This window comes from Cytobacillus oceanisediminis, assembly GCF_007830235.1.
In the GTDB taxonomy this organism is placed as follows: Bacteria; Bacillota; Bacilli; order Bacillales; family Cytobacillaceae; genus Cytobacillus; species Cytobacillus oceanisediminis.
Window position 1 is genome coordinate 670,437 of the sequence record NZ_VLKI01000001.1, and the last position, 26,506, is coordinate 696,942.

The following is a 26,506-nucleotide window of genomic DNA, read 5'->3' on the forward strand; positions in this document are numbered from 1 at the left end:
TTTACTATTTTGCCCTTGTTAAGAACATCTATGCAGGGATATGGCTTTAACAGGGATAGATTTAATAATTCTTATAATGCAGTTAAAAAATCTAAATGATTGATGAATTTTTTTAAAATAGGGATACTCAAGTAAAAAAAGCCTGCCCCTATAAAAATAGTGATAAACCTGCTATATTAAGCCCCATAATAATTGTTTTATCCACTTTTCTCCTTCAAGTTTATACCTTTACCTAATATGTTTCGATTTTTTATCAGCTTGCCAATACTCAATTTCTTCCGCAGCCACTCTGTATTACGTCCATGTTGGAGAGACTAGGGACGGATTATTGACTGCATTCAAGGTCCAGTCCCAGAATGAACCCGGGCAGACGCTTGAGCTATTAAAAAAGGAGCAATTATAAAATTGCTCCTTTTTGCATTTATTGACCTGTATCGCTAGTCCTGCTTCCCGAAGCAGTCGTCTGGGAAGGGGATGAAGAAAGTGCTCTACCGGCTTCAGACAGATTTGCTGCAGCCTCTTTTAACTTCTCTTTTGCTTCTGAAGCTACATTTACTAAATTCGCGGTATTTGCCAAATTGCCAGTGATCGAATTGGATCCCTTGTTTTTCAAAAGCTGGTCATTGACCATGGTGAAGATCGCATTAGCTTCTGACATGGCTTCCTTAAATGAAAATGAAGCATTTTTAAATCGCTGTGTCATATCTTCCATCGTTTCCTTAGGATTTTCTTTTAGGTTTGCAGCGGTGTCAGTAACCTTCTTCCGCGTTTGAGGATTACGAAGGGCCATTGCTGCTCCTAAAATACTTCCAATGACAATTCCGGGAAGGAGATAGTTTCGTGATTGGCTGGCGGACGAGGTTTCATTGTGTACAGTAGATGAATTTTCATTGTGTACACCGGTTTCATTTGCAAGTATCGTTTCTTTGTTAACCACTACCTCGTTTAAAGGGTTTGCCTCTTGGTTTGCTGCTTGTTCGTTCACTGCCCATTGGCAATCTTGCTGATTTGAAGAACTTTGGTATTTTTCCATAAAAGCACCTCCTCTATTCTATGAAAGGCTTTCCCCTATTTTAAAATTGGTAAACTATTATTTCAGCCTAGGTTAAGGGGATGAGCTATAATGCAGATTAGTAAGGATAAATGGTTATAAGCAATAAAAAGAGTCTTTTCAATACAAAAAGGAGAGCATTCCTCCTTTTCCGGATGGTCTGCTCTCCTTTTTTCAATATCTATGCACTCATCTGCACCATCATTTTCAACTGCTTCCTCGCCCTAAAAATCCTTGTTTTAACGGTTGATGGCTTGAGGTTCAGAATGCTTGCAATTTCTTGCTCTTTTAATCCCTGGTCCAGCTTTAGGAAAAGGACATCCTGATAGTCTCGTGTCAGCTGTCTTATTGCCGAGTTGATTTCTTCGGCCATAAACCCTGACTGCACTTCCTGCTCGACGTTTTGCATTGTTTTTTTCCCCAGGCATTCAATCATTTCCTGGTCCATCGGGATGGCGGTCTTCCTCTTTTCTTTTCTTACAAAATCAAGGGCAGTCCTCCCGGCAATGACAGCGAGCCATGCTCCTACTTTCTGATTGTCCTGTATTGTTTCAGCTTTTTTCATTGCTTTTATAAAAGTCTCTTGTACGACATCCTCTGCCAGATATGAGTCTCTTGTGATAGAAAAGCTTATATGAAAAAGGCGTTTATAATGCAAGCTGTAAAGCGCTGAAAAATCAATCTTGTTCATCTTCATTTACTCCTCTAAATTCAGTGAAATGGAGACCTTGAATAAATCACCATCTGTATCAATATCCAGACTTCCCTCATGGAGGTCGACAATCGATTTCGCTATGGCAAGTCCGAGACCTGAACCATCGGTGTGGCGGGACTTATCGCCTCGCTTGAACCGCTCAAATAGCTCTTCACTCTGGTCGTTCAACTCGTATTTTGAAATATTTTTAAACGTAATGACGGCCTGGCCTTTAACCGCAGCAATCGCAATATAAACGCGGGAATTCTCCAATGAGTACTTCAGGATATTGCCTATTAAATTATCAAAAACGCGCCAAAGCCTCTGACCGTCTACACGGGCGAATAGCGGTACTCCAGGGTTTGTGACACGGAAATGTAGATTGGATTCACTGATCGCGTTATCATGCTCAGCGAGTGCCTGCTGCAGCAATTGTACGAGATCAACTTTTTCCTTTCTCAGCTCAATATTCCCGCTCGCCATCTTTGAAACTTCGAATAAATCATCAATTAATACTTTTAACCGCTTAGATTTGCGGTCAATAATCTCCAGATAAGCTGATCGGTCCTCTCCAGAAACCTCGCCTGATTTTAGAAGCTCGGTATACGTGATAATAGAAGTTAATGGTGTCCTTAAATCATGGCTTACATTTGTAATAAGTTCCGTTTTCAGCCGCTCACTCTTTGCCTGCTCACTAAGGGAAGTTTTTACACCTTGTTTAAGGACATTGATATTGCCGGCAAGTGTCGCCAGCACATTTTTCCCATTAATCGGCAAATCCTGTCCCATATGTCCGGAAGCCAGTTCATTCGTCGTCTCAAGAATTCGGTTGAAATAGCCGATGCGTTTTACCAGCGCCATAACCAGCGGTATGCCAATGAAGGCTAGAAACATCAGGTAAAAAAGCGCAAACAGCGGATGAAACAACATGATGATCGAGCCCATTCCCAACCCGAAAATCAACCCGAGCATAAGAAATAGCTGAGTGCCTGTACTTCGGTTTAAAAAGGCTTCATGCAGGCTATTGGCAGTCTTCTTTGCTATGTTTCTAAGCAGAATCCACAGTTTGTAAACCAGACTTTTTTTCAAAACAGCCTTTGCATTATCCCAGTTTTTAAACTCACCAGCGATATATTTCAGCTGTACAAACGTTAGTCCGCTTAGAACCGAGGCACCAAGCAGGACAATGATCAATTCTATTGCATGTGATGAAATTTCGTAGGAATCCATAAGGAAATCATTTAATAGAAAGTACGATAATATACTGCCTATAGCAGCAAAACCTAAAAAGACTATTCGCAAATCAATTGGCAGCTTATTATATAAAGGATCCCACCTCTTTATTTCAGCAGACAGCGCCTTCGACCTTCTGCCAGCAATCAACGCAATGAGCAATGCCAGAACAGCTGTGCCGGTATAAACGAATAATACAATCTGTTTTTGTTTGAAATGATTGTTTTGATCAACAAACATATTTGTATCGGGAAGATTATTGGCCAGGCCAATTTGACCTTTAAAGTAGCCTGATTCGGATTCTACCAGTGACTCCGTAATATCTTCATATCCCCCCATTATAAAGTGGTAGCTATAATCTTTGTCCATAGTGTAATCCGTAAGATAAAGCATCTCCATTTTCATCACCTCTTCCGGTGACTCATCTTTAGACAAAGTTAAATTTGTGTATACATCGCCTGTAGAAGTATCCTCAAAATAATAGGTAAATGATTTCTCATAAAAATCGTACTGATCCCGTAATCGTTCTTTTTCTTTGAAGAATTCTTCTAATTTTTCTTCTTTTTCTTTCACTACTTTAGGACGTACGTGTTCATCACTCTCAAAGTTTTTTGAAATGTCCTGTATTTTTTTATTCATTTGATCCGTTATGTTTTGTGCCAATTCACTATCTTCAGCAGCCTCTGCCTCCTGAATCCTTGGTTCATATTGGGCTTTAATATTATCTATTTGTGCAGGAAGGCTCCCATATCTATAGCGGTGCTCCTCAATGTCCTCTTCCGTAACCTTGATTGCTTTCTTGGCTTCCTCCAGTGTGACGTTATTCAGTTCAAACATTTCCAGGTATCCGGCATACTGATCCAAATCACTTCTAAACTCAGCTGTGTGGAAATAGTCAGGGTTCTTATATTCTTGGCCATTAATTAATAGAGATGAAACGCCGCTCACACCATAAGCAAATAAAAGCGTTATAATGGCAATAATCCATCTATTTTTCCATCTTGTATCCAATGCCCCACACCACCTTTAAATATCTTGGATTTTTCGGATCGATTTCAATTTTTTCACGAATTTTACGGATGTGCACCGCAACTGTATTTTCCGCGTTATAACAAGGCTCGTTCCAGACCCGCTCATAAATTTCATTTATAGAAAAAACACGTCCAGCATTCGTCATCAGCAATCCGACGATCTTATATTCAATCGGTGTCAGCTTCACCGGTTCTCCATTGATTGACACTTCTTTTGCTTCCTTATCAAGCATGAGGCCATTTAAGTCAATCACCTTTTTGATGCCTTCAAAGGTACCAAAAGTCACATATCTTCTCAGCTGCGATTTTACCCGGGCAACAAGCTCCATCGGATTGAATGGCTTGGTGACATAATCATCAGCCCCTACCTGCAAGCCCAAAATCTTGTCCGTATCCTCGCTCTTGGCGCTCAGAATGATGATCGGGATGTTCTTCTTCTCGCGAATCTTATAGGTAGCCGAAATTCCGTCCAGCTTCGGCATCATCACATCCAATATAATCAGATGCACCTGCTGCTCATTCAAAATTTCCAGTGCTTCAATTCCATCCTTCGCTTTCAGCACAGTAATGCCCTCATTTTTAAGATAAATCTCTATTGCATCCCTTATCTCTTTTTCATCATCAACAACAAGCACATTATAATGATCCATAATCCCCCTACTTTCCAGCAGCTCGTTTTCATATTTTTATACTAAACGTAAAATCTTAACATTAAAGTAATAGAAATCTTAAGAATTTCTTAAGATTGAAAGCGCATTTCTTAAGTTTTTGTGCATCGGTTCAATTTTATAATGGATGGATTTGGAAAAATAGACTTGTATTTGAAAGACATAAAAAAACACTGATCTTCATCTATCTTTGCTAGTGTGGTACTAGTGGTTAGGCCTTTAAAAAATTTGAATTCTAAGGCTATCTTTTATCTGTGAAACTTAATGTGGGAGCCCAATATAAAAAGGACTTTTTTAAAAGTCCCTTTTGAACTTGCTTATTTAATTAAATGTTCAAGTTTCGTCCACTGGAAGAATTCACTTTCAGGCTTCATTTCCTTTTTACCTTTCTCAGATTCAAGGAAAAGAATCTGGCCTTCTTTTGAGTGACTTTTACACTAAAATAAGTCTCCCCTAAATCATTTAAGAATTCAATGATCCCATATTGTTTTTGCTGTTTAAATTGGCTGGTTTCGTACGCAATTTCATCTATAAAATGAACAATATTTTCGATATCATCTTTATCTTCAAGGGGCGTACAGTTTTCTTCAGCTGGGTTTGCATATACACAAAGACTTGCAGGTGGTTTATCTATCCACGATGTGATTTTCGGCGGAATATGCTGGTCAAACCTTACCTCCGTTACGTTTTCGGCTTGAAAATAACCGGCAGAAAGGGAGAGCTCTCCTTCAAAGCCATCCTTTGTCCAGGTTGACATAAAACCACCCCAATTATTCCCTGGATCATTATCATCCATTGCTGAACCTTTGTGTCTAAGCTTCCACCCTTTACCCGGAAGCTCCTTCATATAAAAGGCGTAAATGTCCTCCCAATGGTCTCCCTCAATCACATAATCGGCGCGTCTAGGCTTCAGCCCATTAAATAAGGGAATATCCTCATGATCTTCCGGAATAATACTCATTCCTTCATAGGTTTCATTCGTAACATATTTATATACCCAACCCCCTGTTGCAAATAAAACTGCGAGTGCTATAAGAAGCAGCAGTTTAGTATGATTCATTTTCGAATCCTCTAAATTTTACGCCGGTCAAAACGATCCCAGTCAGCAGCGTCACCAAACTCGATGCAAGAAACCCAATGGCATAAACAGGAATACTGGCCTTAGGAACTCTGTCATTAATTTCAAAGCCCAAAAAGTGAATTCCTATGCCATTTCCATCCACATTGGTTCCGAGAGACCATAAATCCAAACCCTTAAAAGCTAAAGCAACAGTCAGGAATGCAAGAAAACTCAATAATAATATCCGTTTCATTTGGGACCTCCTTTATTAGTTAGTTCGCACTGGGGAAATAAGATGCAAATAGAAATCATTTCCGACCGGCTTAATCAAAACCGGCCTCATTGAACTGCCAAAGCTTAATCGAACTTCATCTTCCTGGATTGTCTTCAAAGCTTCCATTAAAAAGGTTCCATCCAGTGAAATGGATAACTCTTTTTCACCGCTAATATCATTTATCTTTTGAGTTTCTTCAATATACCCTATTGCCGAAGAATTAGAGGAAATTCTTAATTTTGAGTCCTCTTTGACCTCCAAATGAACATTATTATTTTTCCATTCACCCGCAAACAGAGTTGCCCGATCAATCCCATTTAAAAGCTGATTGGTATTCAATGTAATAACCGTCGTTGCCTCCTGGGGAATAAGGCCGGAAACATTCGGATACCTGCCTTCAATCAGGCGTGAGTAAAGTAAAATGGTTTCAGCCTTAAAGACAATATAGCTATCTGTTAAAAATATATGTATTACACCGGCTTCATGATTCATTAACTTGGCGAGTTGATTGAGGCTGGAGCCTGGAACAATAAAAGAGCCAGTGATATTGCAATCAATCTCAGTTTCTCTTAATGCCAAACGATGTGAATTGGTTGCAGCACACGAAAAGCGGTTTTCCTTAAAAGACATATGGACACCTGTCAGGACAGGCCTTGATTCATTCTTGGATGCAGCAAAAGCGGTTTGCTTTATTATTTCCATTAATTTTATAGCTGGGATTTTAATATGCTCGGCGTGTTCCATTTGCGGAAGCTTTGGATACTCTTCAGAGGGGAAGCCATTTAGGTTTGTAAGAATGTCGTCTGATGTGATTGTCATGTGCTGCTCTTCGTCTACTTTAATATGGATGTCACTCGGCATTTTTTTTACAATTTCACTTAAAAATTTTGCTGTTATGACAGCATTTCCGGACTCAAAAACCTCCAGGACTTTCACTCCATCAATGACTGCTGGAATGATTTTTTCTATAAAAATATCCGAATTGCTACCGGTAAGTGTTAAACAATCTTCTTCTGCGGCAACTTTAATGCCCGTTAAAATGGGAAAGGGCGTTTTTGAGGATACCGCTTTACTTACATTTGAAATGGCATTATTAAAAAATTCGTGCTTTATCTTAAATTCCATCTATAAATCACCCTATATTATTCAATAGGGTATTAATTCGACAAAATTCCTGAAAATTCCTTTTCTTTCAATAGATTAATTTCTCTTTATAAATTTCTAAAGGGTAATATTTATCATCTATTACAGCATTCATAATCTGTTTTATCACTTCGGGATTACGAAGTTCCTTGTCTTCAAAACTCCAAACCTCGCAAAGCGGTACCCATTTACTGTCTGCAATCTCTTCCTCCTCCAGCTTCAAAGAGCCGCCAATAATTTCACCAGTAAAATGAAATAGTATGACTTGATGATTGGTGCTGCTGATAAAACGATAGAGACCTGTCGATTGGGTCAGCTTCACTTCGAATCCAGTTTCTTCTTTTGCTTCTCTGCATGCAGCTGTAAGAATATCTTCCCCTCTTTCTATCCGGCCGGATGGGAAGTTCCACTTATTCAGCGCCGTTGGTTTATTCTCTTTTATCATTAACACTTTCCTGTCCCTCAATATTGTTACACTTGCAACGAGCACAATTCCATTTTGAGTCATTTTTGTCTCTCTTTCTATTTTTATTTAACCCAATGGCCAGGCATCCTTAAAGATTCGGGCAAATTAGTATGAACATCACCATTGGCTGAGTTCACCTGTGACTGTGTCAAAAAAATGCTGCCCGTTAGATTCGCTCCGCTTAAATCTGCCTCTCTAAAGTCTGCTCCAATAAGATCAGCATATCTCATATCCGCTTTTCTCAAATCCGCAGCAATAAACAATGCTCCTCTTAAATTGGCTCTACGAAGGTCGGATCCTCGTAGCTTCGCACCTATAAAGTCTTCTTTTTTCTTTTTCTCATTTATTTTTCCGCTAGCCGAATTAAACCTAACCAGTTGACTTGCTTTTAAAAGCAGATCATTCACAACTGCTCTATGGACAGAAACATCCAGGCCAATAATTAAGTGTGGTTCCAAATTCGTTAGAGAGTCTGTTTTTTCCTGAGCAACTCTCAATTCACTATGGATTGGCCGAGCTGATTCTAAGCGCAGTGCCTCTGTTAAATAGCAAAGCATTTCATGAAGCTGCTGCATTACCGGAAAAACTTCAAACATTTCCTTGGCCAGCTTGGGATGGTCGCGCCAGTCTCTTCCTTCAAAAGTATCTTGAGAGACCTTTTGGCCAGCTCCAAAGCATTCATAAGAGGTGCAGCCTTTAAACCCCTTATTTCGAAGTTTACTATGTATACGGCAGCGATTATCAGACTCCAGATTGGGGCAAGGTATGCCTCCTTCCTTATTAATTGCAAAGTCGGCGGATTTTGCAAAAGGCAAAGCTACACAGCACAGTCCAAAGCAATTTTCGCAATCAGACCTTAAATGGTTCATTTGATTAGACAAAACGTGCACTTCCTTTAAAATATAATTCAAATAACAAACCTTAAATTTACAACAAGCAGAAATATTTTGACGCGTCTTTCTCAATATTGTTTATTCTTTTAACAAATGGGAATTATGCTTAATAATCTCACTAACAAGGAGTGACCATATGTCTAAAAACAAATACAAAGACAAGGCTATGAACGCAGTTAGCAAAATAAAAACCAATTTAAAAGGAAAGTTCTTTGAAATGGCAGATATCCCTTCTGTTTCAGTTAAGCAGCTGGCTGAATTCATTCAACAGCATCCTGACACACAAATATCCAAAAAAGAGCTGCTCGGAAACACCTACACATTCTATCGGCTAAAAGTGAATGAGGATTTACTTTATATGGAAACCAACAATGACCGCATCTTGCAGCTGGATGGATCTTCCCACGGAAAACAATTTGTATCCTATCGGTCCTACCGTGATTCTTATGATTTAGATACTCCGATGAAATTGACCTAAATAAAGTTATGTAAATGAGCTATCTCTTCTAGAGCAGCTCATTCTTTTTTAACCTATTCCATATTTTCTTCAAATATCTCCTCAATATTAACGATTCACCTCTGCATATTTTTAAAATATAATTAATTAAAATGAGGTGATAAAATTGTGCGTTTCCACAAATGCAATTGAACATCATGCCATTAATATTTATGAAGACATGAGAAAACAAACAAAATACAAAATTATAAAAGTCAATTTTGCTGGGAATGTAATTCCCATAAATGACCCTGGTACGGTTGCATTAGAGCGTTTGCCTTTGATTTCATCAGTGATACTGGAGGCTTCTGATGGAATTCATTATATGATTGAACCAAATGAAACAGGTCTCATGTTTGCAAAAGGTGAAATCACTTATACAGAATACTTACGGATAAAACAAAAAGCAGGAAGACAAATGGTGGGTATTTTTTGCGGTTCGATTGTTTTATTTCTAATAATGAGTCTTTCTCTATTTAAGTTCTTTTTCTAGAAAGCTGTCTGGCCAGGCAGTTTTCATATTATTATGGCGGCTGATTGACTAAAAATATAGTTTGAGAATCTAATAGTTTCATTTATTCGGTTCACCTTTGAGTCGAAGAATTTTTCCTTGACCCCTGTCCCGGATATTAATCGCTTCCCGGATAATTCCATGCATTCTTCCGGCATATGCTGCAAGGCGTACTCTCCTGCACCAAGTTAGAAATAATATTGTTTTCTCTTAATGTGTAAAATTGGCGCAGCAAACCGAGTACAGTCCATTCAATTTCTTCATCTATCAAACTAGCTGGCAAATACTTCAGCTGCTCAATTGATTTCTCGAATTTCTGAATGCGGCTTGCCCAATATGTGTTCATGTTTTCAAATGTGCAAGAAACCAAATCATTATTTGTATTCAATATTCTCCAGAAAAAACCTTCTGCTAGAATAGATTAGTTTCCATAAAAAAAGCTTTACCTCCTAAGAAATAAAGCACTTTATTCTTAATCAATCTCAATACTTTTCATTATTTTTGCAGGGTTGCCGCCTACAACCACATTCTCAGGAACATCTTTGGTGACGACTGCACCAGATGCAATAACCACATTGTCCCCTATATTCACTCCAGGATTGATGATGGCTCCCCCGCCAATCCAGACATTGTTTCCGATTGTCACAGGCTTCCCAAATTCCCTTCCGGAATTTCGTTCAGTCGGATTAAGCGGATGAGCAGCCGTATAAATATGTACGCCCGGAGCAAGCATGCAATTGTTTCCAATCCTTACCTCGCATACATCAAGAATGACACATTCGAAGTTGGCAAAAAAGTTTTCGCCCACGTGGATATTGTAGCCGTAGTCACATCGAAAGGTAGGCTCCAGAAAAAGATTATCACCTGTTGATCCAAACAATTCTTTTAGCAGGCCGATCCGTTTATCTCCTTCTATCTCTGTTGTTTGGTTGATCAGCCTAACCAGTCGCCTTGCATTTTCACGTTGTTTTAATAGTTCCGGATCTGCAGGATCATACATTTCGCCGGCAAGCATTTTTTCTTTTTCTGTTTTCATTAACACATCTCCCCATTATGAATAACTTTCCTCTTATGAAAACAGGTTTATGGAAGAAAAACAAGTTTTATCGGCGAAATTGTTTATTTAATAAACAACTGACAGGATTTATGAGTAAAAATTTATATTATGGGCGAAGCGGAATTTTCATTTTATGGCGAAATCCTAAATTTTGAGCGAAATCTTCATTTTATGAGCGAAACTTTATTTTATGGGTATTTTTAAGAAATTTTAATAGTAGGAGCAAAAATCAGGAAATTTTTCTTCTCAGATTATGAGCATAATGAAACTTTCCCTCTTTCACCCTGTTTCCCCGTTGCTTCTTAATTGAGTGTAAATTTGCTGATAGGCTGAGGCCTCTTGGACCAACCCTTTGTGCTGATACATTTTGCATAATTGCCATACAGGGTTTGGGTCAGTTGGTTTAAGTTCCATTTCCCAAAAGAAGCATTCGATAGCTTGATCATACTGGCTAAACTCTGCATAATATTGGCCTAATTCCATCATTCGGTCGGGATCCTCCAATATTGCTGCCATTTTATTGATTTTTCGGATGGCCAGACTGTTCGGAAACTTTTCGGAGATCGGCTTTAATTTATCAGATACAGCCGATACATCATGTCCTTCCATCAGCTTAGCAATCAACTGCAAAATCCGCTGTTCCGTTTGCATCGGATCATCTTCCTGGTCAATCTGCTCGAGGAGAAGCAGAAATTCATCCAAATGGGATGCGACAAATTGGGCATCCAGGTGTTTTCTCAGCTCATTTAGAATCTTATTATATTCTGCCGGAAGATCCTCAATAAATGGGAACAAATAAATGGCCGCTTTCTCCAATTGTCCATCACTGATCAAGTCTTCAATAAACCCAAGAGATTGCTGTACCCCTTGATATGGATTTATGTTTGCCTCTGATAAAGCAAGGATCCAATTCTCCACCGGTATGTAGTGAAGCGCAAGATCCGTATTGCTTCTAGCTGACTCTGGTGTAAGGTGCTTTTTATCTTCCATCCAAACCAGCAGCCAGTCTGCATATCGTTCCTGATTTTTCAGCAGGGTTTCGAGCATTTTATGGTGATCTGGATGTTTGCGTTTTGCGAAGCAGTAAAATTCTGTGTATAAGGGATCCTTTTGATCAATGGCTGAAATGGGTGAAGTGCTGTAGAAATTTGCATATGAACTAAACTCACGGGTATTGAGGATATCGCCCACAGTTACTAAGGAAGGTGAAAGCTCAGACAATATACGAATGGATTGAAAGGCCTTTAAAAAACTGCCGTTTCTTCTAAAGTGGAAAAAGATTTTTTCGATGGTTTGACCAAGCTGGCCTTTTGAAAAAAAAGAATCGAGAGCAGCAGTTATGCACGGTATTTCGAGGAGGGAATAATTACGTTGAAGCATTAAGAAGAGCTTATTTTTTGCAGGGATGGTTAATGGTGAGGCTTGATTTAGAACGGATATAAAGGGATGATTTCTTTCTAATACAATTCCTTCTTCCATCGCTTTCTCTATGAAGGTGCCTTCTTCTATATGTTCAAGCAGGTCACCATAGATGAGATTGTTTTTGTAGAAAATGAAATAATATTTTTCCTTAAACTCTGTCTCGACTTCAGTAACCTTAAATCTTGCGAATAGCGCAGTTCGAATCACTTCTCCATTTTTTATGGCTTTCTTCGATTTAAACGTTATATGGGTTGGCAACATTTGTTCATTTTTCATGATACACTCAGCCTCCTATAGAATCGGATGAAAAAAGTTAAGGAAATTGTTTCTATAGATTCATTATACGCCAACAGATTCTAAAAAGCGACCGTCCTAAGAGTTACTTGGAAATGGTTCACACTCATTTGCACCTCGATCATCTAGAAAGGTCCTTCCCTCTGCCTCTTTAATGAACATCCTTGAAGGTCCCATCTACATTTCATCGTTAATCCGAGCCTTTATCTGACATTCTTCCGAATATTACTCAATTAGTCATTAGCTATTTATTAAGTTTATTTGGAAAATGAATTTTTTCAAAGTAAGCAACGTATTAAATATAAGATTACTAATTTTTTAGATGGTGCACATTCTACTCAGCTCATTCACCCGACCCAGAAGCGCCATGAAAGTGAGGAAGCATGATGACGGTTTTAGAAGTGAGGAATCTGCAAAAGTCGTTCGGTACAATACGGGCTGTGCAGGACATCAGTTTTTCGGTGAACACTGGGGAAGTGTTTACGATTATCGGTCCAAACGGTGCAGGCAAAACGACAACATTGGAAATGATTGAAGGCTTGGTTTCGCCAGATGATGGTGAAATTCATTTTGGGGATCTCAGCTGGAGTAAAAACGCTGTTGCCATCAAGAAGAAGATTGGCGTCCAGCCCCAATCGAGCGCCATGTTTGATTTATTAACACCTGAAGAAAACCTGAATCTTTTTGCTTCTTTTTATGATCATGCACGGCCAACGGACGACATTCTCGAGATCATTAACCTTACTGACCATCGTAAAAATCAGGTGAAAAAGCTTTCCGGCGGCCAGCGGCAAAGGCTGGCGATAGGCCTTGCGCTGATCAGTGATCCGGAAATTATTTTTCTCGATGAACCGACAACCGGCCTGGATCCTCAGGCACGCCGAAATATTTGGGATATAATTCTTCACCTGAAGCAATTAGGCAAGACCACCATTCTAACCACTCATTATATGGAAGAAGCCGAAAAATTAAGTGATCGTGTATGCATCGTGGACCAGGGAAACATTATCACTCTTGACTCTCCTTCTGCTCTTATTGAGAAACTTACAAATGAACGCGAAATAAGATTATCATTCCTGGATGGCGAGAATGCTGCAGAGGAAGCTGACCACTTTTCCAGGAACCTGGAGTCTGTCGCAAGAACCGAGCGTGAAGGTACATCCCTGAAAGTCTGGGCCGTAAAACCGGAGGATACACTATTGGATTTGTTCAAATTCAACAAGGAGAAAGCATATCAGGTGGAGCAGGTCTCCATTCGGGAAATGAGCCTTGAAGATGTATTTATTGCTTTTACAGGCAAGGAATGGAGGGATTAAAATTAAACATTTTCATCAATTTAAAATGATGCTTTCCGCTCAATTAAAATTGACACTCCGTGAAAAACAGGCGTGGTTTTGGGGTATATTTTTTCCAGTCATCCTGATGGTTATCTTTATGGTGATCTTTAGCGGAAATTCAGATGAAGAGTTTCAATCAGAAATTGCCATTGTCGATCCAAATCCGAACCCTGCTTCGGAAATGCTGTTTACGCAAATCAGCGGACTTCCGGTATTTGACGTGAAAACTGGCACGCCTGTCAGCAGGGAGAAAGCAGAGGAATGGGTAAAAGGACAGGAGGTGGATGCAGCCATTATCTTGCCTGAATCAGCAGATGCCTCTTCTGTTTTGCTTATTGTAAATAAAGAGGATGAACAAGGTGCAGCAGTTCAGGCGGTTTCAGGCATTCTGGATAAATTTGTACAGCAGGCTAATTTATTTGCGGCCGGTGCAGAGCCTTCTTTTGAATTACAATACAAATCTGTTTCATCTGGGAGCAATGAATTAGATTATACAGATTTTCTATTAACCGGCATGATTGCTTTATCGATTGCTCAAGGCGGTATGTTCGGAATGGTTGATCTGGTAGAAATGCGAAGAAAAGGATTAATCAAAAGGCTGCGGATGACTCCTGCAAACATGGGCATATTTGGGTTAAGCGACATGGTTATGAGATTGCTGTTCAGTATTATACAAATCATCTTGCTATCGTTAATTGGTGTTCTGATCTTCGGCGCCAATCTTTATATTAGTCCTATTAGTCTGGTCGTTGTTTTCTTAATGGGAGCCTTGTCCTTTAATGCCCTTGGATACTTCTTTTCTTCTTTCAGCAAAACGACTGAAGCCTATATGGGCGTTGCAAATATTGTCAGCTTCCTTATGATGTTTTTAAGCGGTGTGTTTTTTCCGGTTGAAACCATGCCTGAATGGCTGCAGCCAGTCTCTAATGTACTTCCGCTTACCTATTTTGCGGACGGCCTGAGAGAAAGTATGGTGTATGAGACAAGTGTTATTTCTGGCACATTGTGGTTTGGAATTGGCGTGATGGTAATTTGGGGCACCATTACTTTCATTCTAGGATCGTGGCTGTATAAAAGAAAAGCAATTGTTGCAGACAGATAAACAAAAAGTGTTAGTTGTCCTAAGGAGCAACTAACACTTTTTAATTTTACTCTTTACTACTCAGATCCATTTCATTTAACCTGTTTGCCCAAACAATTCTCGTTTTATGACTTACAAAAACTACGTGTTTTACTCCCTCGAGCTTTAATTATTCTTTGACAAACCTTCATGGTCTGTAGCCATTGGAGGCTGTTCAAACCAGCCATTTTCTATTAATAGATTCATCCCGTCTTCTGCTAACACTCCAATTTCTATGATCATTTTTGCGTAACTTGCCGACAAATCCCTGCGCTGGGCCATAGACATCGCTTCGCCATAATAGCCTATAGCCGAAGACAGCAGGGTTGATATATGAAACAGCATAAGTTTATCGGAAAAAGGAGGGATGGTTGAATCAGTTACTTCCGCTTCAAATGTTCTTGGAATATTTAAATGAGATTCCTGTAACATCACAGATAGGATATCAAAGTGTTTGCAGCAAAGTTGTCTGCCTCTTTCCATATATTTTTGAACATCTTTAGATTTCGCTGCTTGACCGAATCCCAGTTCTAAAACAATTTTCCCCATTGTTTTCTGCATGTTCAGATAGACCCCGCTGATTTCGACTGCATTAATAGGTCTACGCTTTCCAAACCAACCAGTTAAATAACTTTGGTTTTTTACAAAATCAATTTCCATATGGTTGTTTAAAATCGGCGGTTTTACAATAATTCCTTTATTAATTAATACATCTGTCGAACGATCATATAATTCCATGGTTTCATTTATAACCTGCATCATATATTTCCTTATGTCCTTCCGGGTTGAATTCCCCAAAGCACCCGTGTACCTGGTTCCCCCATGTATAGACATGATATGTATATATACACCCATATAAGTATCCGTAAATAATAACGGTGCATCCAAATTAACATCGTCTTCTGTAAAACCAATGGGGATGAGATGATTCTCTTTTGATAAAAATCCATTAATTTTTTTTATGTGGCTCTCTGATAAATTAAGGGCATATTCAAGTACTTTACGGATCTCTTTATCCTTTACATGACTTAAAAAATAACGAAGGACACAAATGGATAAACTGTCATTAATATATTGTGACCAAAGGGTTGCGAGTTCAGCTGCTGTAAGTTTATCTTCACTATTTACGCTCGGCATTGCTTTCCCTCCTGCCATTTTGTCTGAAATAGTATTTCCTAATCATACTGGTTTAATCAGCAGCAATATTTTTTAACAAATAAAAAAAGGATGAAACCGCGAAGGTCCCATCCTTAAACAATTATAAGGTCTCAAAAAACACCCTAATTACATCTGCCCCGCCAATAAAAGTACCAAGAGAGCTTCCCAGATTCGAGAGCACAACAATCAGCAAAATGCGGCTGACCTTGTTCCGCCAAAAGCCTTTTACACTAAAAACGTCCTCTGACAGAGTTTCGAAATCCTGTACACTGGGCCGGCGTATATATGCTTGAGTCAGGCCTGCAAACCAGCCAGCTGCAAGCAGAGGGTTCAATGACGTAATTGGCGCTGCCACGAAGGCTGTCAAAATCGTAAGCGGATGCCCCATTGCAATGGCCGCTCCAAGGGCTGATAGTGCGCCATTCCAAATAATCCAGCTGATCGTCTGCGCAAATCCGGCAGAAGGATTGGCATAAAAAGTGTAAGCAATAATCGCCAAAATAAATACAGGAATGCTCCATCCAATAATTTTAGGAAGATTGGATTTTGGCGGGCGTGCAGTCAATCGAGCCATATCCTGCTCTTTCTTAATTTCCTCTTTAATCCCCGGTACATGGGCTGCCCCTAATACCGCAACAATTTTTTCGCCTGGTGCATCTTTAATTTTTTGCGCCAGATACTGATCCCGTTCGTCAATTAAAGGTGTCTTTAACCGGGGAAAAGATTCCGTAAACTCATTCAGAATCGCATTGATCGTATCCTGGTTTTTCATTTTTTCAAGTTCTTCTTCTGAAATCGTATCTTTGCTGAAGATGCTGGCGATCACCTGGCTAAGCAGGAGTGCCTTCCCCTTTAAACCGAGATTTCCCCAAATCCGTGCAAATGTGATCTGGATATTGCGGTCAGCCAGAACGAGATTGGCTCCCGTTTCTTTCGCTGATTCGATACCCTGAATCATTTCCTGTCCAGCCTTAATGCCAAATTGATCTGCCATCCGGTTTTGAAAAGAAGAAATGGCCAAATTCATTAAAAGGAGGGAAGCTTTCTTCTCCTTAATAACCTGGATGATGTCCATTTCCTTCCACTTGCTGCCCTCAGTTATCGATTGATACCTCTGCTCATCCAATTCTACACAAACAGAGTCCGGGTGCTCTGCTTCAATTACTTCTTTAACCTGTTCTGCACTGTGCTTTGAAACGTGTGCTGTTCCAATCAATATGTATTCTTTGCCATCTAAATGAATCCTCGTTATGTTTTCCTCAGCCATAAATACCTTCCTTTAAAAAAAACAAATTCTTGCATTGCGATTAAAACGTCATTTCATCTTACAAACTTATGTATGTTTCATTTGTTCATTATACCATGAACCCTGCCATGATTGCCCAAGATAATTAAGCACTGCTTGGGAGAATAGCACTAAATTCTAGTAAACACTAAACAGAACAAATGTTTTGTTATAAAATAATAGAGCATGAAAAAAATGCAAATATCTCATAAAGGTGGAAAAAATTTTGAATGGTACCGCCCATGCAGCAATCGGAGCAGCAGCAGGATACGTGGTTGCGAACACTGTTCATGCCAGCCCCTCCGCAACACTATTATTGGTTGGTTTAGGAGGAGTGTCAGGATTGATCCCCGACCTGGACATTGATGGAAAGCTTCGTGACCGGATCACATTATCACATGAAGTGGTACGGACAGTTGCCCAGCTAATCGGAATTTTAATGATTATTTACAGTTTCTATGAAGGAAACTCTAAAGAGAAATGGCTTGGCATAGCCATCGGAATTGGTATGGTCGCCATTTCCTCCCGCATCAGGCAAAAGCATATGCTGACCATAACTGGAATCGGCGTCCTGGCAGGCGGGATCTCCCTCCAGGAACTGTGGCTGATATTGTTTGGGATTTATATTTTAATCGCTTCATTCGTTTCACATCGCAGCTATACCCATTCAATAGTTGGTGTTATATTCTTTGGCTACATCGCTTCAAAATTTGAAGTATCCCTCGGAATCAATGGAGTTTTCTATACCTGCCTCGCAGGATACATAAGCCATTTAATAGCTGATTTTAAAATGCTGCCGTTCAATAAAAGGGGCATCAAGCTATTTCTCCCGATTTCGTCCAAGGAAATTTAATTTCAAAAAACCGCTCAGAGATATCCTCTGGGCGGTCATATTTATGAACTCTTGATAGGAATATAGACTTCAACATCCTCTGTATCATTTTCCACCGGGCAATAGACTTCCAAAATATAATGTTCAGGCGAGCCATATTGATAACCCTGCTCTCCAATCCATTTGTCCAATTCGCTGTACAACTGTCCCATTTCCGTTACCTTGCCTCTAATCGTTGCGTATGAATTCCCAGCTCGTATGTACTCCATTCCTTCTGGCAAAGACTCTGCATCGCCATTTACTAAACAGCCTACGAAAAAGGTTCCTTCTCTATGCGTTGGATCTCTCTTAGGTTCATAAATGGAAACCTCAACACCTGTACTGTTTGGTATATCATGTGCCCGCTTCAGGAAATGCTGTGCGGCTTTAGGGACCAATTCAGCATAATCTCTAAAATGTCCCCTGTTCCTCATAACCACTGCTTTAAATTCCTTCGAAACCACTTTACACATCGGAAATAACCTCCAAACATTTTAAATCATTATTCCTTTCTCTAAAATTTGGTAAATCCCCTTCTTTATTTAAACTATTTTTTTTAATAGCTACCATGTTGAGAGATTAATCTAGCATTTTCTCTATTTATCTTCCATGTTCAGCTATTTATTTGGAATGTTCTTAACTTTATCTTAAAATTCAGCTGATATTCGAGACGTATTGACCGAGAAAAGAGTATTTTTCAAAAGAAAAAAACACTTTTATCCTCGCTTTCAAATTTTATGAACCACTTTTCTACTTTTGCGTACAACTTTTTAAATTTATGAACCACTCTTAATGGTTTATGCACAACTCCTTAATCTGACGCGGCTTTTCACAAAAATTGGCGCATCATTTAAGACGCGCCCATTGTTATTCATCTGCAAATGCTAATCCCTTTTCAGCCAATGCCTTGCGGAGTTTTTCTATTGCATTCGGCCCCATTCCATGCAGCTTCATTATTTCTTCTTCAGGAACACCCGCAAGTTGCTCCAGCCGAAAATAGCCTGCGCCTTCAAGTGCCCGTCTTGCTGGTTTTGCAAGCTTTTCTGGCATATCGCTCTCTTTGATTTGTTTTTCCGACATCTGTATTCTCCTTTTAGATCATTAATATTTCCCGTATATCCTCTTCCGTCAGGCTCTTTGCAGATTTTTCATCGGAGTTTATGATTTCTTCAATCAAGTTTTTCTTTTTGTCCTGCAGTTCATTCATTTTTTCCTCAATCGTGCCGCGGGCCAAAAGCTTGATGACCTGGACTGTATTAGTCTGGCCCATGCGGTGTGCCCGGTCGGCTGCCTGTTCCTCAACCGCCGGATTCCACCACAAATCATATAATATGACGGTATCCGCACCGGTCAGATTGAGGCCTGTTCCCCCAGCTTTCAGCGAAATAAGGAAAAAATCCCGCTCTCCTTCATTATAGCGGCGGCAAACCTCGACACGTTCCTCGGAAGGTGTTTGCCCATCAAGGTAGAAAAATGGCAATCCCTCAAGCGCCAGCTCTCTTCCAATCAGATTAAGCATTTTTGTAAACTGTGAAAAAATAAGCACCCTTCTGCCTGAAAGCCTTGATTCTTCAATAATTCTCTTGAGCTGTTCAAATTTAGCCGAACTGCCTTTATAGCCGTCAACAAATAAAGCAGGATGGCAGCAAATTTGCCGCAAACGGGTCAACCCGGCAAGAATTTTAATACGGTTTTTCCTGATTGTATCTTTATTTAGATGCTTCAGAGTGTCCTCCCGCAGTTTTGCCAAATAAGCAGCATATAACTTTTTCTGCTCAGGCAGAAGCTCAACAGAATCAATCGATTCCATTTTTTCAGGAAGCTCAGAAAGGACATCCTCCTTCAGCCTTCTCAACAGAAATGGCCGAATTCTCCGTGCAATTGTCTTTCTGGTCAAATTACTGTAATCCTTCAAGCCCTGAAATAACTCAGGAAATACCACGTGAAATATAGACCACAGTTCTTCAAGCGAGTTTTCAACCGGTGTTCCAGTCAGAGCAAAGCGGTGTTTAGCCTGTATCTTCTTCACTGCCCTTGCTGTCTGTGTTACCGGATTCTTAAACGCCTGGGCTTCATCAAAAAATACTGTGTGAAAATCCTGTATTTCATACCATTTAAAGTCTTTTAAAAGCAGCGGATAAGATGTGATGACTACATCAATGCCAGTTAAATCTTTCTGCAGCTCTGCCCGTTCAAACTGATTGCCGTCTACGACTACCGCTTGAATTTCCGGTGCAAATTTCATCAGTTCGCTTAACCAGTTGTAAGTTAACGAAGAAGGGCATACAATCAGCGCAGGAACCTTATTATCCCGGATATCAGGAAGCTCAGATCGTATAAACGCAATGCTTTGCAGCGTTTTGCCCAGCCCCATATCATCGGCCAAAATGCCGCCAAAGCCATAATGTGCAAGTGCCTTCATCCATTTATAGCCATGTCTTTGATAATCCCTGAGAACTGTATCCAGGCTTTCCGGCACCTCAATCTGCAGGCTATCCGGGTTTTCAAGAGTGGCTAAAAACTTTCGGAAAGACTCCTCCTGCCGAAATGTATCCTTTTCCCCAACTGTATCCAGCATTCTAAGGCCCTGGACAATCGGCATATCCAATCCGCTTTCCAGATCTTCAGCCTGCACGGGTACAGCATTCAAAAATCGCTGGATTTCTTCAAACTCCTTTGCTTCCAAAGATAGCAGCGAACCATTTCGCAATCGATAATATTTCCGTTTTTCCTCAAGGGCATATAAAATATCACGGATTTCCTGATCTGCAATTCCGGTCATTTCAAACTTGAACTCCAGCCAATTGGTCCGTTCCTTTTTCACTCTAATCCGGATTTGCGGCTTAGCGTTTTCCCTGAAAATACGATTTCTAACTGCCGTTGTAGCATATATTTGCAAGAGCTTTTGCAGCTTCGGAATGACATGATAAAGAAACTCATATTCAAGCTCTTCATTTTGCAAAAAATAACCGCCGTCCGTCCTGGCAAACGAGCTTTCCTCCATCAGCTGCAGGATTTCATCTTCCTTTTCAACATCCCGAATAATCCGTGCTCCGCCTCGTGGTTCCCGTCTTTCCAATGGATTAATCACAATATTTTCATAGTGAAATTCCAGGCCGGCAAGGAGGCGATTTTTCAAACGATCCAGGTAGAGCTTAGCAACAAGAGGAGTCTTTAAAAACTGCTTGGCCATCTCCTCTGAAATTTGCACTTCACCTAATTTCCGCAAACCTGGGATTACTTTTTCCAAAAAAAGCTCCATTTGTTCCGCAGCGATTGGAATCATATTTTCCCCTGCAGTTTCAATCATTTGTGTGAGATCATACAGCCGATGGCAATCCTCTTTATTTAGCGTGATGAACTTGCCGCCATATAGAACGGAATTGTAAGAATTCAGGACAAGCAAACGGTCAAGCCCTTTAATTCTCAAATAGTACCTCCTGTCCGCTTCTAATAATTCAAATCGTAATGGCAAACTCTCATCTGAAAAATGAAACCTTTCAAATGTTTTTCCAACTACTTCAAGCTTCACTTTTTCCGCATGTGCAAGACTTGGTTTGATCCGCTCCCATGATGAGGGTGGAATCAATAGCATATCTTTGCTGGCTGTATAGTCAAATTCGTCCAACAAGGCATTCACATAAACGGATTCATCTTGTATAACCTGGATCAGCTGCTGGATAACAGCAGCTGATTCAGGTTTAAAGCAATGCAGATTTGAATCATATGTAAATGTTAGGGATAACAAACATGGTTTTCCTTCTTTTACCGATTGGAGGAAATCGCGGATATCAAGAACCGGTGTAGGGCCTATCTTTAATTTTATGGTGAATAAATATTGGCCTTTGCCCAAATGCACCGGCTGACATGTAAATTCCGATTCAAGCACTTGTCTGTTTTCAAAATGCAGCTGATGTCCGCTTGATCGGACAGCCGAATTGCTGAAAAGCGTCAGCAAACCGTCCGTGAGTGAATTTTCTGGCGGTGCAGCCATCTGTTCTTGCGAAGAATTGATTACTGGTGTTCCCTTCTGCTGCAGTTCATATATTGCCAGCAGCACAGCCGCAACATGCTGGCATTCCTTATCAAAGGAAGCAAGCTTCGGACAGCTGCAAGAAGTTTGAAAGCTGCTTCCCGAATCCTTTTCAACCTTCACATAAAAATCTTCCGCTGCAGCTACCGTTGCTTCGCAGCGATCAGCGGTATATTCGTTAAAGCTTACTTTATTATTTCGAAAAAAAGCGTCCCCTCTTTTGAAGGAGACTGTGCCGCACATTTCTTTTATACTTTTATGAGTTAATTTAATATCCACAAACGCTCTCCTTCCAGGGACAATGATATAAAAATTGTACCATAATAAAGGACTAAAATTCATTTAATGAACAAACGCAAAAAGAGAGGTCCTATCACCTCTCTCTTTTGAGAATAATCCTCTCTTCAAACTTTCCGTACTCATCAAGAATAAACGTTAAGCTTTCCTGCTTATCCAGGTATCTGCAGCCTCCGCATTCGATTCTTTCCGTTTTATATTCGGAACCGCACTTTAAGGAAAAATCCCCTGCAAGATCGGATGCTCCATCGGTGATTAGATAAGTTAAGTAACGGACCTTCTTAATGTATTGATTGGTTCCTTTATATGTAAGACTCGTCTCATATTCAACCATTGTTCCAATGAGAAACCTTTTGTGCTCCACAAACCAATTCTTACTTTCCCCTTTAAAAACAATTGAATGGGGATGCCCCCATAGTGAAGAAGCTTCTGCCTTTTCAAACGTTAAAGTTACAAAAAAAACGATAGCTAAAATTTTTACAGCATTCTTCATTTACATGCCTCTTTTTCCAATGCGCAAATCCACTTATAATACTTTAACATGACAAATAAAAGGATTGGATCTAGGGCGGCTGCATACCACAATTCCCACCAGCCATAGCGGAAATAACCCCATGGCTCTGGAAGCAAAGCCAATACTTCATACAGCAGTATGGCAACTACCCAGAAGATTATATATGTTACCCGTTTAATAAGGTCTGAGTTGAAAGGGTACCAGTTCAGAAACATCATATTGACTGGCGGCACTACAAAAATATGTGCCGCCAGTCCGCCCCAATTCGGTTCTTTTGTGAAATACCAGTAGCCCCAGTATTTGAATTCAATCATGCAGTCAAAGACCTGCTGAGCTGATATTGTAAATAACCATATATGTACAATTTGGTTTTTGGTCAGGCGTTTATTCGATTTAAATGCGGTAAGATTAAACAGAGTGATGGCAATGAGCAGTCCTATCATATGAATGGTCCTTTTTATTTGTTAATCTCCCTTGAGTGGCTTTTTTTATTCACCATTTGGTAATATTATGGAAAATCAATCTTTGGATTAAGGGGATCTCTTATGACACATACATTGCTGCCTGCTTTTTTGCAGACAATCCGAACATTAAATGATTCAATGCCATTAACAAAAGAAGATCTGTTATCAGAAGATTTTTTAATTCAGAAAGTTGGGAATTAGAGATGTACTATTCGCCCCACAATGAATATATCAATAAAAAAGCAAGAATCATCATAGTGGGCATCACGCCTGGCTGGAGCCAGATGAAGATTGCCTATGAACATTTTCTAAAGGGCTTTGCAGCTGAAAAAGCAATGGAAGTTGTCTTGAGGGAAACGAAGATAGCAGCCGGTTTTGCCGGTGCAATGCGGGCTAACTTAATGGCAATGCTTGATCAATGCGGCATTCCAGAATCTCTTCATATAAATGGCTCATCAGCCCTTTTTAATGAAGACAGGACACTCCTGCATACAACCTCAGTCATAAAATACCCTGTCTTCTACCGTGCCAAAAATTATACTGGCCATCAGCCTGGCATCTTTCAGTCAAAGCTCCTGACTGAATATGCAACAAAGGTTTTTGCAGAAGAAATCGGAGAAATTAAAAAGAACGCCCTCATCATCCCTCTTGGCAAAACAGCTGAAACCATCATCCGCCATCTGATGGAAGCCAACAAGCTCGCTGGTCATACAATCTTATTTGGATTCCCGCATCCATCTGGTGCAAATGGCCATCGGGTTAGGCAATTTGAGGAACAAAAAAACTCGCTTGCTCAAACAGTCAGAAAGTGGTCAGATCAAATATAAAGAGAGGACAGGATGCAATCTGTTTTCTCTCAACCGTTGGTGAATAGACCTGCAAACTTGAGAAAAAGAAGCATCAGGCAGGATATTCAAGTCTTAGACCCTAAAAGAGACTGCTATATCCGGATTACCCATCTTTAGCAGTCCCTTTGCCTTACGGCTGTTTCTCCAGAGCCAATTTAATACCAAAACCCATTAAAACTACTCCTGAAACACCTTGCAGAACGTTATTTACAGCAGGCTTTTTCAGCCAATTTCTGAAAAAGTCGATTAAATAAACATAGAAAAAGAACCAAACGATTGTAATAATACTATAGGTGAATCCCATTGTCAGAAATTGGACAAAGTGGTTTCCACCCGGGCTTACAAATTGAGGGAAGAACGTCAAAAAGAAGACGGCTACCTTCGGATTAGACACACATGTGAAAAACCCCTGCAGGAAATGGGATTTGTTTTTCCTGTGCTTTTTGACACCTTCCGTCTGCGTCCGTTGAGATGACAGGGATTTCAGTGAAACAACGCCCAAGTATATGAGGTACATCGCGCCGGCATATTTAATAATCGAAAAAATGTATGCTGATTTTACAATCAACGCGGATAAGCCAAACACAACAGCCATCGTGTGGACAAGCAGCCCTGCCACAGAGCCAAACATTGTTTTAATCCCGCTTTTTTTGCCGCTTGATATGGTATTTTGGATTAATATTCCTGTATCCGGCCCCGGCAGGATTACCAGCAGAAACGACATAAACAGGAACAAAAGAAAGTTCTCCAAATTTCACCCTCCCACCCTAATGTTTTTAAAATATTGAATTTATTATAGCAGGTTTCATGAATTTTCCAATCATAAAAAGAGCAGATTTTCCAAAAGAAAATCTGCTCTCGCCATATTAGGGATTCACTTTTTCTAATCGTTCTTCTATTTCTGCTTCTGTCAGCCCATGCTCCGCGATATAACGGTTACTTGGGTGTATGCGGCATTCATCTGAACAGCTGCGCATATATTTATGCTCGTTTTCTTCTGAGCATAGAATCTTTTTATTGCATTCAGGATTAGCGCAGTTTACATAGCGTTCGCATGGTTCCCCGGAGAAATAATCTTTCCCTACGACTACATGCTCCTTCTGGTTGACCGGTACGCCGATTCTGTCATCGAATACGTAAAGCTGGCCATCCCACAGGTCGCCTTGAACTTCAGGATCTTTTCCGTATGTGACAATTCCTCCATGAAGCTGGGCTACATCTTTAAAGCCTTCTTGCAGAAGCCAGCCGGAAAATTTTTCACAGCGGATCCCTCCTGTGCAATACGTGATAATCTTTTTGTCGCCAAGCATTTCTTTATTTTCACGGACCCACTCAGGCAAGTCACGGAAATTTTTTATATCAGGTCTGATCGCCCCTCTAAAGTGGCCAAGATCATATTCATAATCATTGCGTGCATCTAACACGACAGTATTTTCATCCTGGAGCCTCTTGTAAAATTCTTTAGGCTCAAGATATTCGCCTGTCAGCTGGTTCGGATTAACATCGTCTTCAAGACGAAGTGTTACCAGCTCTTGGCGGGCGCGCACCTTCATTTTTGGGAAAGCGTGCCCATCCGCTTCATCAATCTTGAAAACCATCTCCGCAAAACGCGGATCCTGTTTCATCACTTCCATATAACGATCAGTCTGTTCAACTGGTCCTGAAACAGTCCCGTTAATTCCCTCATTTGCAACAAGAATACGCCCCTTAAGGCCAAGCTCGTTACAAAACGCTTTGTGCTCCTTTGCGAACTCCTCTGGATCCTCAATCGGAACATACATATAATACAGCAAAACTCTGTATGGTTTTTGACTCATTTTTATTTCCACCTATCACTTAATATTTGCAAGATATATCTGTTAATAGGTTTAAACATATATTCTTACCTATATTAGTATAACAAACTGAGTCAAGTTTCATAATAGAGATGCCTATTTGTCCCAAGAAAACCGGAACTTCAATCATATTAATAGGTAAAACATATGGATTTCCATACCGCTTCTCATATTCGAGTCCGTGTATATTTAATTTTGTAAGATATTTCCGAAAAGATCCATCCCAGTAATCACCCCCAGATCAGTTTCCTGGTATAAAATTATTTAATTCTAATTTTTTGCAAGGCAGACATTTCCTGATCTTTTTTTTAGATGAAGGCTCTGTTAAAGCTTATTGTTGTTTTTTAACACCCTGTTAATTGGAGCGGAAGGCACTAATCCCGCGAAAATGCATTCGCATTTCCTTCGTGCGGTGTTATTTCAGTGAAGCTTATTCAAAGTCCTTCGGGAG

27 protein-coding genes are annotated in these 26,506 nt (G+C 40.0%); 6 read left to right on the plus strand and 21 right to left on the minus strand.

What is annotated here, in order from left to right:
* Positions 1–421: 421 nt before the first annotated feature.
* From IQ19_RS03295 to IQ19_RS03335, 9 genes are all read right to left on the minus strand, one after another.
* Positions 422–1,033: a YtxH domain-containing protein gene (locus IQ19_RS03295; protein WP_144539778.1), complete on the minus strand. Its 612-nt coding sequence runs from the start codon at positions 1,031–1,033 to the stop codon at positions 422–424.
* Positions 1,034–1,232: 199 nt separating this feature from the next.
* The gene (locus IQ19_RS03300) at positions 1,233–1,742 is read right to left on the minus strand and encodes an RNA polymerase sigma factor (protein WP_242020879.1); all 510 of its coding nucleotides are present in this window, start codon (positions 1,740–1,742) and stop codon (positions 1,233–1,235) included.
* A gap of 6 nt (positions 1,743–1,748) precedes the next feature.
* Positions 1,749–3,989 carry a sensor histidine kinase gene (locus tag IQ19_RS03305; protein ID WP_144539780.1) on the minus strand — a complete coding sequence of 747 codons (2,241 nt, stop codon included), beginning with the start codon at positions 3,987–3,989 and terminating at the stop codon, positions 1,749–1,751.
* Positions 3,967–4,659 carry a response regulator transcription factor gene (locus IQ19_RS03310; protein ID WP_144539782.1) on the minus strand — a complete coding sequence of 231 codons (693 nt, stop codon included), beginning with the start codon at positions 4,657–4,659 and terminating at the stop codon, positions 3,967–3,969. The genes IQ19_RS03305 and IQ19_RS03310 overlap by 23 nt, the downstream gene beginning before the upstream one ends.
* A gap of 388 nt (positions 4,660–5,047) precedes the next feature.
* Positions 5,048–5,737, minus strand: coding sequence for a hypothetical protein (locus IQ19_RS03315; protein ID WP_144539784.1), 690 nt, complete (start codon positions 5,735–5,737; stop codon positions 5,048–5,050).
* On the minus strand, positions 5,724–5,990 hold the full coding sequence (locus IQ19_RS03320; protein ID WP_144539786.1) for a hypothetical protein: 267 nt from the start codon (positions 5,988–5,990) through the stop codon (positions 5,724–5,726). Before IQ19_RS03320 ends, IQ19_RS03315 begins: the two co-directional genes overlap by 14 nt.
* A 15-nt stretch (positions 5,991–6,005) precedes the next feature.
* Positions 6,006–7,136 (minus strand): DNA polymerase III subunit beta, encoded by a 1,131-nt coding sequence (gene dnaN, locus IQ19_RS03325; protein WP_144539788.1) that lies wholly within the window; start codon positions 7,134–7,136, stop codon positions 6,006–6,008.
* Positions 7,137–7,203: 67 nt separating this feature from the next.
* Complete coding sequence (locus IQ19_RS03330; RefSeq protein WP_144539790.1) at positions 7,204–7,662, minus strand: NUDIX hydrolase; 459 nt, start codon at positions 7,660–7,662, stop codon at positions 7,204–7,206.
* 20 nt (positions 7,663–7,682) lie between these two features.
* A complete protein-coding gene (locus tag IQ19_RS03335) occupies positions 7,683–8,489 on the minus strand; it encodes a pentapeptide repeat-containing protein (RefSeq protein ID WP_144540091.1) in 807 nt (268 codons plus the stop codon).
* A 160-nt stretch (positions 8,490–8,649) separates the two neighbouring features.
* On the opposite strand from IQ19_RS03335, the gene IQ19_RS03340 reads away from it, so the two are divergent.
* Positions 8,650–8,991, plus strand: coding sequence for a hypothetical protein (locus IQ19_RS03340; protein ID WP_144539792.1), 342 nt, complete (start codon positions 8,650–8,652; stop codon positions 8,989–8,991).
* Between the two features lie 145 nt (positions 8,992–9,136).
* On the plus strand, positions 9,137–9,502 hold the full coding sequence (locus IQ19_RS03345) for a hypothetical protein (protein ID WP_144539794.1): 366 nt from the start codon (positions 9,137–9,139) through the stop codon (positions 9,500–9,502).
* Positions 9,503–9,638: 136 nt separating this feature from the next.
* Here the strand turns inward: IQ19_RS03345 and IQ19_RS03350 are convergent, their stop codons facing one another.
* The 3 genes from IQ19_RS03350 to IQ19_RS03360 form a co-directional block, all read right to left on the minus strand.
* Positions 9,639–9,908, minus strand: coding sequence for a hypothetical protein (locus IQ19_RS03350; protein WP_144539796.1), 270 nt, complete (start codon positions 9,906–9,908; stop codon positions 9,639–9,641).
* Between the two features lie 84 nt (positions 9,909–9,992).
* Positions 9,993–10,556, minus strand: a complete 564-nt coding sequence (locus IQ19_RS03355; RefSeq protein ID WP_144539798.1) for a maltose acetyltransferase domain-containing protein — start codon at positions 10,554–10,556, stop codon at positions 9,993–9,995.
* Positions 10,557–10,856: 300 nt separating this feature from the next.
* Entirely contained in the window at positions 10,857–12,275 is a 1,419-nt protein-coding gene (locus IQ19_RS03360; RefSeq protein WP_144539800.1) for a tetratricopeptide repeat protein, read from the minus strand.
* A 401-nt stretch (positions 12,276–12,676) separates the two neighbouring features.
* Between IQ19_RS03360 and IQ19_RS03365 the strand changes: the two genes are divergently transcribed.
* Both IQ19_RS03365 and IQ19_RS03370 read left to right on the plus strand, forming a co-directional pair.
* On the plus strand, positions 12,677–13,609 hold the full coding sequence (locus IQ19_RS03365; RefSeq protein ID WP_242020880.1) for an ABC transporter ATP-binding protein: 933 nt from the start codon (positions 12,677–12,679) through the stop codon (positions 13,607–13,609).
* On the plus strand, positions 13,569–14,732 hold the full coding sequence (locus IQ19_RS03370; RefSeq protein ID WP_242020881.1) for an ABC transporter permease: 1,164 nt from the start codon (positions 13,569–13,571) through the stop codon (positions 14,730–14,732). The genes IQ19_RS03365 and IQ19_RS03370 overlap by 41 nt, the downstream gene beginning before the upstream one ends.
* A gap of 144 nt (positions 14,733–14,876) precedes the next feature.
* Here IQ19_RS03370 and IQ19_RS03375 read toward each other — a convergent pair whose 3' ends face one another.
* Positions 14,877–15,887 (minus strand): DUF3231 family protein, encoded by a 1,011-nt coding sequence (locus tag IQ19_RS03375; protein ID WP_144539802.1) that lies wholly within the window; start codon positions 15,885–15,887, stop codon positions 14,877–14,879.
* 121 nt (positions 15,888–16,008) lie between these two features.
* The gene (locus IQ19_RS03380; RefSeq protein ID WP_144539805.1) at positions 16,009–17,175 is read right to left on the minus strand and encodes a TraB/GumN family protein; all 1,167 of its coding nucleotides are present in this window, start codon (positions 17,173–17,175) and stop codon (positions 16,009–16,011) included.
* 244 nt (positions 17,176–17,419) lie between these two features.
* Here IQ19_RS03380 and IQ19_RS03385 point away from each other — a divergent pair, with 244 nt between their 5' ends.
* The gene (locus IQ19_RS03385) at positions 17,420–18,046 is read left to right on the plus strand and encodes a metal-dependent hydrolase (RefSeq protein ID WP_144539806.1); all 627 of its coding nucleotides are present in this window, start codon (positions 17,420–17,422) and stop codon (positions 18,044–18,046) included.
* Between the two features lie 41 nt (positions 18,047–18,087).
* Here IQ19_RS03385 and IQ19_RS03390 read toward each other — a convergent pair whose 3' ends face one another.
* The 5 genes from IQ19_RS03390 to IQ19_RS03410 all read right to left on the minus strand — a co-directional run bounded on the left by IQ19_RS03390 (position 18,088) and on the right by IQ19_RS03410 (position 23,222).
* Positions 18,088–18,537, minus strand: a complete 450-nt coding sequence (locus IQ19_RS03390; protein WP_144539808.1) for a GyrI-like domain-containing protein — start codon at positions 18,535–18,537, stop codon at positions 18,088–18,090.
* Between the two features lie 394 nt (positions 18,538–18,931).
* A complete protein-coding gene (locus IQ19_RS03395) occupies positions 18,932–19,144 on the minus strand; it encodes a helix-hairpin-helix domain-containing protein (RefSeq protein ID WP_144539810.1) in 213 nt (70 codons plus the stop codon).
* 13 nt (positions 19,145–19,157) lie between these two features.
* A complete protein-coding gene (locus IQ19_RS03400) occupies positions 19,158–22,376 on the minus strand; it encodes a DEAD/DEAH box helicase (RefSeq protein WP_144539812.1) in 3,219 nt (1,072 codons plus the stop codon).
* Between the two features lie 94 nt (positions 22,377–22,470).
* The gene (locus IQ19_RS03405) at positions 22,471–22,887 is read right to left on the minus strand and encodes a hypothetical protein (protein ID WP_144539814.1); all 417 of its coding nucleotides are present in this window, start codon (positions 22,885–22,887) and stop codon (positions 22,471–22,473) included.
* The gene (locus IQ19_RS03410; RefSeq protein WP_338422622.1) at positions 22,884–23,222 is read right to left on the minus strand and encodes a hypothetical protein; all 339 of its coding nucleotides are present in this window, start codon (positions 23,220–23,222) and stop codon (positions 22,884–22,886) included. Before IQ19_RS03410 ends, IQ19_RS03405 begins: the two co-directional genes overlap by 4 nt.
* Before the next feature lie 353 nt (positions 23,223–23,575).
* On the opposite strand from IQ19_RS03410, the gene IQ19_RS03415 reads away from it, so the two are divergent.
* Positions 23,576–24,199 carry a uracil-DNA glycosylase family protein gene (locus tag IQ19_RS03415; protein ID WP_338422623.1) on the plus strand — a complete coding sequence of 208 codons (624 nt, stop codon included), beginning with the start codon at positions 23,576–23,578 and terminating at the stop codon, positions 24,197–24,199.
* Positions 24,200–24,350: 151 nt separating this feature from the next.
* Here the strand turns inward: IQ19_RS03415 and IQ19_RS03420 are convergent, their stop codons facing one another.
* Both IQ19_RS03420 and trhO read right to left on the minus strand, forming a co-directional pair.
* Positions 24,351–24,971: a LysE family translocator gene (locus IQ19_RS03420; RefSeq protein WP_144539818.1), complete on the minus strand. Its 621-nt coding sequence runs from the start codon at positions 24,969–24,971 to the stop codon at positions 24,351–24,353.
* A 115-nt stretch (positions 24,972–25,086) separates the two neighbouring features.
* Positions 25,087–26,037, minus strand: a complete 951-nt coding sequence (trhO, locus tag IQ19_RS03425) for an oxygen-dependent tRNA uridine(34) hydroxylase TrhO (protein WP_144539821.1) — start codon at positions 26,035–26,037, stop codon at positions 25,087–25,089.
* Positions 26,038–26,506: the final 469 nt, after the last annotated feature.